Raw genomic sequence first — 11,930 nt, forward strand, 5'->3', positions numbered from 1 at the left:
TCGCTTTCACCTTACCGGTAACCGGGGCGATACCCGCTCCGTCAGGTCTGCTTTCTCCAAGCCCAGTCTTGCAAGCCATCACGGCACGACGCAAGACGCCTTCGCCCTGCGGAGGTACTGACCATCCGGCCACTCCTGCTTTCGGAAAATTACAATGCATCTCAAAGACCTCAAGCGAAAGACCCCGGCCGAACTGGTCGCGATGGCCGAAGAACTGGGCGTTGAAGGCGCCTCGACCATGCGCCGTCAGGATCTGCTGTTCAGTATCCTGCGCGAACTGGCCGAGGATGAGGAATATGACGACAAGATCATGGGCATCGGCACGATTGAGGTGCTGCAGGACGGTTTCGGCTTCCTGCGCTCGCCCGAGGCGAATTACCTCGCCGGGCCGGATGATATCTACGTCTCGCCCAACCAGGTGCGCAAATGGGGCCTGCGGACGGGCGATACCGTCGAAGGCGAAATCCGCGCCCCGCGCGATGGCGAACGCTATTTTGCGCTCACCAGCCTTGCCAAGGTCAATTTTGACGATCCTGACGCGGTACGACTGCGCACCAATTTCGACAATCTCACCCCGCTTTACCCCGAACAGAAGTTGACGCTCGACAGCCTTGATCCGACGGTCAAGGACAAGAGCGCGCGGGTGATCGACATCATCGCGCCGCAGGGCAAGGGGCAGCGCGCACTGATCGTCGCCCCGCCGCGCACCGGGAAAACCGTGCTGTTGCAGAACATCGCCAAGGCGATCACCGATAATCACCCCGAAGTGTTCCTGATCGTGCTGCTGGTCGATGAACGGCCCGAAGAAGTCACCGATATGCAGCGTTCGGTAAAGGGTGAGGTGATCTCCTCGACCTTCGATGAACCCGCCAATCGCCACGTACAGGTGGCTGAAATGGTGATCGAAAAGGCCAAGCGACTGGTTGAACACAAGAAGGATGTGGTGATCCTGCTCGATTCGATCACGCGTCTGGGCCGTGCTTACAACACCGTGGTGCCATCATCGGGCAAGGTGCTGACCGGCGGTGTCGATGCCAATGCATTGCAACGGCCCAAGCGGTTCTTTGGCGCGGCGCGCAATATCGAGGAAGGCGGCAGCCTATCGATCATCGCCACCGCGCTGATCGATACCGGCAGCCGCATGGACGAAGTGATCTTCGAAGAGTTCAAGGGCACCGGCAACAGCGAAATTGTGCTCGACCGCAAGGTTTCGGACAAGCGCATCTTCCCGGCGCTGGATGTCGGCAAATCCGGCACCCGCAAGGAAGAACTGCTGGTGGACAAGGACAAGATGTCCAAGATGTGGGTGCTGCGCCGCATCCTGATGCAGATGGGCACTGTCGACGCGATGGAATTCCTGCTCGACAAGATGAAGGATTCCAAGACAAACGACGATTTCTTCGACACCATGAACCAGTAAAACTGCGGCGGGGGCGGGCCATGGTTCGGCACGTGGTTCTGACGGGCGGGCCGGGTGCGGGGAAAACCGCACTGCTTCTTGAAGCAGAGCGGGCGGGCTTAACCACTTCGCCTGAAGTTGCCCGCGCACTGCTCAAGCAACCCGGTGGAATGGCGCTGCGGGCAAATGACCCGCTCGGCTTTGCCGATGCGATGCTGTCCGCGCATCTTGCTGAATATGAACGATTTCAGGAGGTTCAGGCCCCAGTGGTATTCGACCGGGGCTTTCCTGATGTGGTGGGCTTTCTGGAGGTATCCGGCCTCGCAGTGCCGAATGAAATTGATAGGGTCTGCCGGATGGTGCGCTATCACGGCCCGGTATTAAGGGCTCCGGCATGGCGCGAGATTTATCGTTCGGATTCCGAAAGAACGCAGGATTGGGATCAGGCGGCAGAGAGCGACCGGGCGGTTACGGCTGCGTGGCGACATTACGGGTATGGTGTCGAAGACTTGCCGCTTGCCAGTGTTTCTGACAGGCTCGCATTTCTGCGGGACCGGCTCTAACCCTTCGCCGCTGCAAGCTGCGCGGCCATCATCTCCCACACCGCGTTGATCGCTTTCAAGGGGCGCACCATCACCTTGAAATCGCTGACCCTCCCGTCTGCGTTCCAGCGGATGATATCAACCCCGTTGACCGTGACACCGTTTAATTCGGTAACGAATTCGAGCATCATTTCGTCCCCGTCGACCAGCTCGCGGACATAGCGGAAACTTGCGTTCCCCAGCACGTGGCTGGCCGCGACGAGATAGGCCATCACCACGGGCTTACCCACCTGCGGAGTGTGCACTACCGGCGAATGGAACACCGCATCATCGGCGAGCAGCGCCGACAGCGCGTCAGGATCGCTCCCGCTGTCGATATAGGCGTGCCAGCGCGCGAGATTATCGCCGCTCATGCCAGAGCTTCCGCAAAGAACGCGGCGGTGCGGCTATCAGCAAGGGTCGCGGCCTCTTCATGGCGGCGTTTGCCGTGTTCGGTGGCGAATCCGTGGTCGAGGCCATCATAATCGAACAGTGTCACGCGCGGATGATCGTCCAGCCCGGCGTGCATCGCGGCCTGTGTTTCACGTGGAACAAACCCGTCATTGGTGGGGATGTGAAGCAGCAGCGGGTTAGCAATCGCCTCCTTCTCGCCCAGCAGGCCATCGATCCCGACCCCGTAATAGCCCACGCTCGCGTCGATGCTGGTGCGCGCGGCGGTCATGTAAGCGAGCCGCCCACCAAGGCAGTATCCAACGCAGCCGACTTTGGCGGTGCCCTCAGAACCGCGCAGGTAATCAATCGCCGCCTGAATATCGCGGATCCCTGCGTCCTGATTGAACTTGCCCATCAGATCGAGCGCGGTCGTAAACTCGCTTTCGACATCGGGATCGAGCGAGATTTCGGGTTGCAAGCGCCAGAACAGGTCGGGGGCGAGCGCGATATAGCCTTCCGCCGCCAGCTTGTCGCATTTTTGGCGGATGCCGGGGTTCACCCCGAAAATCTCCTGAATGACGATAATCGCCGCCTTGGGTGTGCCTTGGGGGCGGGCGATATAGGCGCCGAACTGCGCGTCACCTTCCAATGTCGGGATTCTGGCATTCAGGGTCATTGCGGGTCTCTCTCTGGTTGATGCGGCGCAGCAACCCTATCTATTGCCTTGCCCGCTTGCCAAGCCCAAATAAGGGAGGAGCGAGCGGGACAGGAGACGCGACCCCATGAAGATCAATGTCGAAATCGAATGCACCCCCGAAGAAGCGCGCAGCTTCCTGGGCCTGCCCGATGTCAGCGCGGCCAATAATGTCTATATCGACAACATCACCAAGGCGATGAAAGGCGTGTCAAATCCTGAACAATTACAGGAATATGCCTCCGCTCTGGCACCGATGGGGCAGGTCGGGCTGAAGCTGTTTCAAAGCTTTGTCGAAAGCGGGATGAAGGCCGCAAGCGGCGCTGGTGGTCGCGGGAGTGATGGGCCGAAGGGTTCCGAATAATTCCCCCTGCATGACCGCTGGTTCCACCATCTTTGCGCTTTCGAGCGGCGCTGCGCCTTCGGCCATCGGCGTGGTGCGGGTGTCCGGGCCGCAGGCGGGCGCTGCGCTGACGGCGCTGGCAGGGCGGCTGCCGCAGCCGCGCCGGGCTTCGCTGGCACGCCTGCGCGATGGCGCGGGGACGATGCTTGATCAGGCGCTGGTGCTGTGGTTTCCGGGGCCGAATACCGCGACGGGTGAGGATCTGGCCGAGCTCCATTGCCACGGCGGGCGGGCGGTGATTGCGGCGGTGGAGGCAGCGCTGGCGGCGCTCCCCGGCCTGCGCCGAGCCGAGCCGGGCGAGTTTACCCGCCGTGCCTTTGCCAATGGCCGGATCGACCTGGCCGAGGCGGAAGGGCTGGCCGATCTGCTCTCTGCCGAAACCGAGTGGCAACGCGCCGCCGCGCTTGCCAATGCCGGGGGCGCTTTGTCGCGGCAGGTCGAGGATTGGCGGTCACGGGTGCTGGTGCTGTCCGCCGAGGTTGAGGCTGTGCTCGATTTCTCCGATGAGGAAGACGCCGCTGGCCTGCCCGAATGTTTCACGTGGAACATCGGCGCGCTGGCGCAGGAACTGGCCGATTGGCTCACCCGCCCGCGTTCCGAACGGCTGGGGGAGGGGTTCCGCGTGGTGCTTGCCGGGCCGCCCAATGCGGGCAAATCGACCCTGTTCAACGCTCTGATCGAGAGCGAGGCGGCGATCACCTCATCGATTGCCGGGACCACCCGCGACGTGATCGAACGCTCGGTCGCGATTGGCGGGGCGGCGTTCACCTTTGTCGATACGGCCGGGCTACGGGGGGTCGAGGAGGCAGCAAGCGCCGACCAGATCGAGGCGATCGGAATTGGCCGCGCGCGCGGCGAATTGGCGCGGGCTGATCTGGTGCTGTGGCTCGGCGCGCAAGGCGAAGCGCCAGCGGGCGCATGGGAAATCGCCGCGCAGGCTGACCGCGAGGGGTTTGTGCCTAAACCGGCAGCGCGGTTTACGGTGTCGGCGGTGACGGGAGCGGGGCTGAGCAATCTCCAGCTGGCACTGGTCGATGCCGCCCGCGCACGCCTGCCCAAGCCGGGGGAGGCGGCACTCAATGCCCGCCAGCACGCGCGGCTGACCGAGGCGGCGGAGGCTTTGACGGCGGCGCGCAGCCTGGCCGACCCGCTGCTGGTCGCCGAAGAACTACGCCGCGCCCGGCTCGCCTTCGACCGCCTGATCGGACGCGCCACCACCGAAGACATGCTCGACACGCTGTTTGGACGGTTCTGCATCGGGAAGTAAGGCGGCAGCACAAACCCGCGCAAAATGTTTCACGTGAAACATTGGTATTGGATTTGAAACCTAAATCATCCTAGTGGTTGCCTGACCTTAGTCAGCGAGCGTCGAACTAAGCATAGTCTCAAGAACCAAATTGTCGGCCCTGAAATTGGCGTCTATAGCTCGGATCCTAGAATTAACTTCTCCATTAGAACGCCAACCAATGATGTAAGCGCTATCGGTTCGGCACCATTCTGTCGAAGTAGAATCTATTTTATAAAAGGCGCTAACAACAAATATACCATAAACTTCACCGTGTGAGTTGAATGCACTTTCTGACAACAATGCATTCGACCAATAGGAAAATAACACCTCATCTTTAGGTATCACGGTTTTGCGAGTTTTGGATGTTCCCGGATCAAATTTCTTTAACGCCCTCTCAATATCTGCGAAATCGCCTTGTTTAGACCAAATAAGTTTAAACCTTAATTGGTAATAAACAGCAGGCATGACCCCAAGATTGGCAGTTATAATGTCTATTTTAACACTAACAGAGGCTGCGCCGCCAACACGCTTCACACTTAATTTCGCGGGAATACAGCGAATAGCGAGCCATGGCCGCTGCGATCTCTCAGAAATTTCGTTTTGTCTAATCATCGCTCGAGTGGCTTGACCAGTATCTTCTAGTGCCTCCCGAGTTGCAACCAGAGTTCCGCGAACATAAACGAGCGCCCAAAGTGTAAGGAAAGCCGTGAGCGCGCTTATTATGAACACTGCAAGCGCCCAGAGTGACATATCTCTTTGGGCTTCCAGATCGCGCTCGGATTGGTAGACGCTTTTGGTAATCTGCTCTTGCTCTATGCGGCATTGAGCGAGAAGGTTGCCTTCGAGTCCGGCACAAAAGATGCTCTGCCGATGATCGGCATATTTCTGGTATTCAATAGCTCTCTCGCTATCGCGTTCGCTCGCGCGCCCCCATGAGAACGACAAAATTCCGACGATCAGACAGCACAGAATGATCGCGGCAATTACAGCAAACCCTTGGCCTAAAGGCGTGTCTTTGAAGCCTCGATTGCTGTCAGACATTGAAAGAAGATCACCGTTGAAAGTTTGCCCTTGCTGAGCTTATTCTGATATTTGGGCCAGAGTCCACAAGTCCTTGATCGAGAGCAACACCACAAACTCGCGCAAAATGTTTCACGTGAAACATTGGTAGCCCATTTGAAACCTATCTCACCCCTCAGCGCCTCACTCAAATCCGCTTTGACGATTCGCCGCCCGCGTCCTATCGCGCGCATCATGCATTCCTTTGATGTCATCGTCATCGGCGGCGGTCACGCCGGGGTTGAGGCTGCCTGTGGTGCGGCGCGGATGGGTGCGCGCGCGGCGTTGGTGAGTTTTGACCTCGATGCCATCGGCGCGATGAGCTGCAATCCAGCCATCGGCGGCTTGGGCAAGGGCCATCTGGTGCGCGAAGTCGATGCGCTTGACGGCGTGATTGGCCGCGCGGCGGACGCAGGCGCGATCCATTACCGGATGCTCAACCGCTCGAAAGGCAGCGCGGTGTGGGGGCCGCGCGTGCAGGCTGACCGGGTGCGGTTCAAGGCAGCGGTGCAGCAGATCGTCCGCGCACAGGAGAACCTGACGCTGATCGAGGGCGAGGCGGCGGCGCTCATTCTGACAGGCGGCAGAGTCGCCGGGCTGGAACTGGCTGACGGCACAGTGTTTCACGTGGAACGTATCGTGCTGTGCACCGGCACCTTCCTCGGCGGGGTGCTGTTCCGGGGCGAGGAACGGTTTGAGGGCGGGCGCATCGGGGAAAACGCCGCGAAGCGTCTGGCCGGGCAGCTGCGCGGTGCTGAACTGCCGATGGCGCGGCTCAAGACCGGCACGCCGCCGCGTATCGACGGGCGCACCATCGATTGGGCGGCGCTGGAAGAACAGCCCTCCGACGGGGAGGCGTGGACGATGTCGCCGCTCACCCTGCGGCGGCTCAACCCGCAGATTTTCTGCGCGATCACCCGCACAACGCAGGCGGGGCACGACGCGATCCGTGCCAATCTCCACCGTTCACCGCTGTTTTCGGGCGCGATTGCGGCGGCAGGCCCGCGTTACTGCCCGTCAATCGAGGACAAGATCCACCGCTTTGGTGATCGCGGCGGGCATCAGGTGTTCCTTGAGCCGGAGGGGCTGACCACGCATCTGGTCTATCCCAACGGGATCAGCACTTCGCTGCCCACCGATGTGCAGGAAGTGGTGGTGCGCACCATGCCGGGCTGCGCGCGCGCGCAGATTGTGCAGCCGGGTTATGCGGTCGAATATGATCACATTGATCCGCGCGCGCTGACCCCTGATTTGCAGCTGCGCGCGATCCCCGGCCTCTATTGCGCCGGGCAGATCAATGGCACCACCGGATACGAGGAAGCCGCCGCGCAGGGGCTGGTCGCGGGGCTGGAGGCGGCGGCAGCGGCGCTCGGCACAGCCGCGCCCGCGCTCGACCGCGCCAATTCCTATATCGCGGTGATGGTCGATGATCTGACCTTGCAGGGGGTGTCCGAACCCTATCGGATGCTGACCGCGCGCGCCGAATACCGGCTGCGTCTGCGCGCCAATAATGCGGCGACGCGGCTGACCGGGTTGGGGATAGCCGCAGGCTGCGTGGGAGAGGCTCGCCGCGCGTGGTGGGAACGGCGCGAAGACACCCGCAAAATGTTTCACGTGAAACATTCGCATCCCGTCCACGCGCGTGACCTCGCCGATGCGGGCCTGCCGGTGCGGCGCGATGTCGGTGAAAAGCCGATTGCTGAATGGCTGCGCTACGATGGGGTGACGCTCGATGCGCTGGCCCCCTGGCTCGGCGATGCGACCGCGCGCGATCCGCTGCTGGCCGCAGAAATGGCCGAGGATGCCGCCTATGCGCCTTACCTGACGCGGCAGGACAGCGAATTGCGCGACCTGCGCGCGAGCGAGGCGCTGCCGCTGACCCCGGATTTTCCCTATGGCGCGGTTCCCGGCCTGTCGAACGAGATGATCGAGCGCTTGACCAAGGCCGCGCCGGGAACGCTGGCGGCGGCGGGGCGGGTGGCGGGCGTCACCCCGGCGGCGCTGTCAGCCTTGCTGGTGCACGCGCGGCGGATCGCCAACGGGAGCCGCGCGGCGTGATCAGCAACGAAGCCGAAGCCCGCGCCTATGTGGCGGGATTGACCGATGCCGAGGGATTGGCGCGGATCGAGACCTTTGCCGCGCTGGTGCTTGAGGAAAACCAGCGCCAGAATCTGATCGCCAAACCCACCGAACCGCACATCTGGCAGCGCCACATTGCGGATTCGGCGCAGCTCATCGAAAATGTTTCACGTGAAACATTCGGGGCGAATGCCGGCGGGGCGTGGCTCGATCTGGGGAGCGGGCCGGGGTTTCCGGGGCTGGTGATCGCCGCGCTTCATCCCAATATGCCGGTGGTACTGGTCGAATCGCGTAGCCGACGGGCGGAGTTTCTGAGCCGCTGCATCGCCGCGCTCGATCTGCCCAAATGCCGGGTGGAAGCGCAACGGCTGGAACGGGTTGCACCATTTCCCGCCCGCGCCATTTCGGCACGCGCCTTTGCTCCGCTGCCCAAGCTGCTGACCTTATCCGCACCCTTCTCCACAAGCGCCACCCGCTATGTCTTGCCCAAAGGGCGATCAGCGGCGCAGGAATTGGAAGCGTTGAAACCAGCGATTCGAGCAATGTTTCACGTGAAACATTCCTTGACCGATCCCGAGGCCGGGATCATCGTGAAGGCCTGACACGCGAAAACCGCGACGATTCAAGGCGAATTGGCGCGCTGGAAGGACGGGAACACCATGTTGACCCCATCATGCTGACAATCGCGATCGCCAATCAGAAAGGCGGCGTGGGCAAAACCACCACCGCGATCAACATCGCCACCGCGATGGCGGCAACCGGGTGGCGCACGCTGCTGATCGATCTCGACCCGCAAGGTAATGCTTCGACCGGGCTGGGCGTTCACGCCGCCGCGCGTGAGGTTTCGAGCTATGATCTGATCGTCGATGAAGTGCCGCTGGATAGCGCCATCGTGCCGACCAGCATCCCCCGGCTCGACATTATCCCTGCCACGGTCGATTTGAGCGGGGCTGAGGTGGAGCTGGTTGCAGTCGAAGGCCGCACCCACCGCCTGCAGCGCGCCTTGGCGAATTACACCGGGCACGACATCTGCTTCATTGATTGCCCGCCGTCACTGGGCCTGCTGACGCTCAACGCGCTGTGCGCCGCCGATACGCTGCTGGTGCCGCTGCAATGCGAATTTTTCGCGCTGGAGGGGCTGAGCCAGCTGCTTCAAACGGTCGATCAGGTGCAGCAACGGTTCAACCCCAGTCTCGGCATCATCGGGGTGGCGCTGACGATGTTTGATCGCCGCAACCGGCTGACCGATCAGGTGTCCGATGATGTGCGCGATTGCCTGGGCAAGCTGGTGTTTGAAACGGTGATCCCGCGCAATGTGCGCCTGTCCGAAGCGCCGAGCCACGGCCTGCCCGCGCTGATTTACGATCAGCACTGCACTGGCAGCCGTGCCTATATGGCGTTGGCGCGTGAATTGATCGGGCGATTTCCCGCAGAAAGACAAGCCGCATGAGCGATGAAGTAGGCCAACCCATTGATATTGCTGCGACTTCGCGCGGCCCCGCGGAAAAACCGCGGCGGCTGGGCAAGGGGTTGGGCGCGCTGTTGGGGGAAACCCGGCGCGAAGAACCGCTGGTGCGGCGCGATGATGTGGCAGAGGGCGGGGCGGCGGTGGGCACCTCCACATCGCTGCGGATGCTGTCGCTGGCGCAGATCAAGCCGTTGCCCGGCAACCCGCGGAAGCATTTCGATGAAACCACGCTCGATGAACTCGCCGCGTCGATTGCAGCGCGCGGGGTGATCCAGCCGATTATCGTGCGCCCGCATCCGCAGGGCGAAGGCTATCAACTCGTCGCAGGCGAACGCCGCTGGCGCGCGGCGCAAAGGGCGCGGCTGCACGAGATTCCGGCGCTGGTGCGCACGCTGACCGACCGCGAAGTGATGGCGCTGGCGCTGATCGAGAACCTGCAGCGCGAGGATCTCAACCCGGTCGAAGAAGCGCGCGCCTATCACCGTCTGTCTGTTGAAGAGGGCATGACTCAGGTCGACGTCGCCAAGATGGTCGAGAAATCGCGCAGTCATATCGCCAATATGCAGCGGTTGATGAGCCTGCCCGAACCGGTGCTGGTGCTGGTTGAACAGGGCAAGCTTTCAACCGGCCATGTCCGCGCACTGATCGGGCGCGATGATGCGGTGCAGATTGCCGAAATCGCGGTCCAAGAAGGGCTTTCGGTGCGCGAGGTGGAACTGCTCACGCGCAAGGCGAGCAGGCCAGAACCAGCCCCTGCTGCGCCCAGGCGCTATAATCACTCATCTGAAAACGCCGATATTATCGCGGTGCAACAGCACCTTGAGGAGTTTCTCGGCCTGGCGGTGAAGATCAAGCCTGAGGGCGATCCGCGCAAGGGCACGATCACCATTCGCTACACCACGCTCGATCAGCTTGATCTGCTGTGTCAGCGGCTGACCGGCGGCGAGTTCTGATACCCGCCGCCAGAGTTGCGCGGCGCGACTCCGGCGGGGGCGCGGCTTAGCGGCCGCCCTTGATCATCTTTGCTGTGGGCGCCGGAGCCGGGATCACCCGCACCGCGCCGGGGACGGTATAAGTCTCCTCGCGCACGGTTTCGCGCACTACCACCTGTTGCTGCACCTCGCTGCGCACCGGCACCATCACCATCTGCGGCGGCGGGGCGTAGGCATAGCCGGTATTCGCGGGGTAGCCGTAGCCGTAACCATAGGCCGGAGCCGCCTGATAAGGAGCATAGGCGATCTCGCGCGCCGCCACCCGCGCACCCGGCGCGCCATATTGCGACAGGTAGCCGTCCAGCGCTGCCTCACAATCGTAGCGGTCTTTCTTCTTGCCGCCACCGATCAGGCTGCCGAGCAACCCGCCGATCAGCCCGCCGCCCCCTGCGCCGACCACAGCGCCAAGCGTACGGTCGCCGACCTTGGCGATTTCATGACCCACCACGCCGCCCGCAATCGCGCCGAGCAGCCCGCCGATGATCAGCCCGGTTTCGTCATTATCGCGACCCGCCGTGCGGCGGCGGCATTCATCGAGCCACTGTTCGCGCTCAAACACCACCGGCGCGGGGGTGTAGGCCACCGGCGCATGGCTGTGATTGGGATAGGCTTGCTGCGGATAGCTCTGGGGCGCAGCGCTGGACACAAGCTGGCGGCGCGGCGCTTCGATCCAGCGGGTGCGGATGATGGTTTCCACCCCGTCTTTCGCGGTCACGGTTTCGGTGATTCGGCTCATCACCGGCGCGGTGCGATATTCGGGCGGCAGGCTGCGCACCGCCGCTTCATCCACCGGGGTAAGCGGTGGCAGGTCGCTGTAATCCTGCGCGCTGGCCATCGCGGGCAGCGCGAGCGCGGGCAGAATTACACCAAGGCTGGTCGGGTTGCGGAGCGGCAGGCGCATCAAAAAATCCCCCGGATGGCCGCGCACGGCGGCGGATGGTTAGCGCCCACTTAACACCGCCCAGCCCGCGCGCCCAAGCCGTGCTGTGGCCGCTGTCCCGTTTCGGGCCGATTAGGTGGCAAAATCTGTCAGATACGCGTTGCCAGCAGCGCGGCGAGTGCCTCAATACCCTCGGCATCGGCCTGCGTGAACCGGGCGGGGGAGGGGCTGTCGCAATCGATCACCGCGATCACCTGCCCATCGCGCAGCACCGGCACCACCAGTTCGGATCGGCTCGCCGCGTCGCAGGCGATGTGGCCGGGGAAGGCGTGGACATTGGCGACCAGCTGCGTCGTTCCGCTCTGCGCCGCCGCGCCGCAGACGCCGCTGCCCAACGGGATGCGGATGCAGGCCGGGCGGCCAACGAACGGCCCCAACACCAGTTCACTTGCGTTTTCGCGCTTTGCCGGGGCGATGCGGTAGAACCCGGCCCAGTTCAGATCGGGCAGAAACTCCCGCAATAGCGCGGCAACATTGGCCATATTGGCGACCGCATCGGGCTCATCCGCCGTCAAGGCGTCAGCCGCGCCGAGCAATTCGCGGTAGCGTTCCGCCGGAGCCTGCGCCGCATCGGGCCTGAAATCATACATCGGACGCGCCTTTTCGTTTGTTGCCAGTTGCCGCCCGCGCGGCC

The 11,930-nt window shown here is 62.6% G+C and carries 13 protein-coding genes; 8 read left to right on the forward strand and 5 right to left on the reverse strand.

Going from position 1 to position 11,930, the window contains the following annotated elements; genetic code table 11:
* Positions 1-154: 154 nt before the first annotated feature.
* Both rho and ABIE62_RS11050 read left to right on the forward strand, forming a co-directional pair.
* Positions 155-1,420 carry a transcription termination factor Rho gene (rho, locus tag ABIE62_RS11045; protein WP_354326012.1) on the forward strand — a complete coding sequence of 422 codons (1,266 nt, stop codon included), beginning with the start codon at positions 155-157 and terminating at the stop codon, positions 1,418-1,420.
* A 20-nt stretch (positions 1,421-1,440) separates the two neighbouring features.
* Positions 1,441-1,962 carry an AAA family ATPase gene (locus ABIE62_RS11050; RefSeq protein ID WP_354326013.1) on the forward strand — a complete coding sequence of 174 codons (522 nt, stop codon included), beginning with the start codon at positions 1,441-1,443 and terminating at the stop codon, positions 1,960-1,962.
* Here ABIE62_RS11050 and ABIE62_RS11055 read toward each other — a convergent pair.
* On the reverse strand, positions 1,959-2,354 hold the full coding sequence (locus tag ABIE62_RS11055; protein WP_354326015.1) for a nuclear transport factor 2 family protein: 396 nt from the start codon (positions 2,352-2,354) through the stop codon (positions 1,959-1,961). The genes ABIE62_RS11050 and ABIE62_RS11055 overlap by 4 nt on opposite strands.
* Positions 2,351-3,049, reverse strand: a complete 699-nt coding sequence (locus tag ABIE62_RS11060) for a dienelactone hydrolase family protein (RefSeq protein WP_354326017.1) — start codon at positions 3,047-3,049, stop codon at positions 2,351-2,353. Before ABIE62_RS11060 ends, ABIE62_RS11055 begins: the two co-directional genes overlap by 4 nt.
* A 106-nt stretch (positions 3,050-3,155) precedes the next feature.
* Here ABIE62_RS11060 and ABIE62_RS11065 point away from each other — a divergent pair, with 106 nt between their 5' ends.
* Both ABIE62_RS11065 and mnmE read left to right on the forward strand, forming a co-directional pair.
* Positions 3,156-3,431, forward strand: a complete 276-nt coding sequence (locus tag ABIE62_RS11065; protein ID WP_354326018.1) for a DUF6489 family protein — start codon at positions 3,156-3,158, stop codon at positions 3,429-3,431.
* Positions 3,432-3,441: 10 nt separating this feature from the next.
* Positions 3,442-4,737: a tRNA uridine-5-carboxymethylaminomethyl(34) synthesis GTPase MnmE gene (mnmE, locus tag ABIE62_RS11070; RefSeq protein WP_354326019.1), complete on the forward strand. Its 1,296-nt coding sequence runs from the start codon at positions 3,442-3,444 to the stop codon at positions 4,735-4,737.
* 87 nt (positions 4,738-4,824) lie between these two features.
* Here mnmE and ABIE62_RS11075 read toward each other — a convergent pair whose 3' ends face one another.
* Positions 4,825-5,799 carry a hypothetical protein gene (locus ABIE62_RS11075; protein WP_354326021.1) on the reverse strand — a complete coding sequence of 325 codons (975 nt, stop codon included), beginning with the start codon at positions 5,797-5,799 and terminating at the stop codon, positions 4,825-4,827.
* A 213-nt stretch (positions 5,800-6,012) separates the two neighbouring features.
* On the opposite strand from ABIE62_RS11075, the gene mnmG reads away from it, so the two are divergent.
* The 4 genes from mnmG to ABIE62_RS11095 all read left to right on the forward strand — a co-directional run bounded on the left by mnmG (position 6,013) and on the right by ABIE62_RS11095 (position 10,317).
* Entirely contained in the window at positions 6,013-7,875 is a 1,863-nt protein-coding gene (mnmG, locus tag ABIE62_RS11080; RefSeq protein ID WP_354326023.1) for a tRNA uridine-5-carboxymethylaminomethyl(34) synthesis enzyme MnmG, read from the forward strand.
* A complete protein-coding gene (rsmG, locus tag ABIE62_RS11085) occupies positions 7,872-8,498 on the forward strand; it encodes a 16S rRNA (guanine(527)-N(7))-methyltransferase RsmG (protein ID WP_354326024.1) in 627 nt (208 codons plus the stop codon). Before mnmG ends, rsmG begins: the two co-directional genes overlap by 4 nt.
* Before the next feature lie 71 nt (positions 8,499-8,569).
* The gene (locus ABIE62_RS11090) at positions 8,570-9,346 is read left to right on the forward strand and encodes a ParA family protein (RefSeq protein WP_354326026.1); all 777 of its coding nucleotides are present in this window, start codon (positions 8,570-8,572) and stop codon (positions 9,344-9,346) included.
* Positions 9,343-10,317: a ParB/RepB/Spo0J family partition protein gene (locus ABIE62_RS11095; protein WP_354326028.1), complete on the forward strand. Its 975-nt coding sequence runs from the start codon at positions 9,343-9,345 to the stop codon at positions 10,315-10,317. The genes ABIE62_RS11090 and ABIE62_RS11095 overlap by 4 nt, the downstream gene beginning before the upstream one ends.
* A gap of 46 nt (positions 10,318-10,363) precedes the next feature.
* On the opposite strand, the gene ABIE62_RS11100 is transcribed toward ABIE62_RS11095, so the two are convergent.
* Together ABIE62_RS11100 and msrC are read right to left on the reverse strand one after the other, a co-directional pair.
* Complete coding sequence (locus ABIE62_RS11100; protein WP_354326030.1) at positions 10,364-11,257, reverse strand: glycine zipper 2TM domain-containing protein; 894 nt, start codon at positions 11,255-11,257, stop codon at positions 10,364-10,366.
* A gap of 128 nt (positions 11,258-11,385) precedes the next feature.
* Positions 11,386-11,886 carry a free L-methionine (R)-S-oxide reductase MsrC gene (gene msrC, locus ABIE62_RS11105; protein ID WP_354326107.1) on the reverse strand — a complete coding sequence of 167 codons (501 nt, stop codon included), beginning with the start codon at positions 11,884-11,886 and terminating at the stop codon, positions 11,386-11,388.
* Between the last annotated feature and the right edge of the window lie 44 nt (positions 11,887-11,930).

Origin of the sequence: Porphyrobacter sp. MBR-155 (assembly GCF_040547625.1) — a bacterium.
In the GTDB taxonomy this organism is placed as follows: Bacteria; Pseudomonadota; Alphaproteobacteria; order Sphingomonadales; family Sphingomonadaceae; genus Erythrobacter.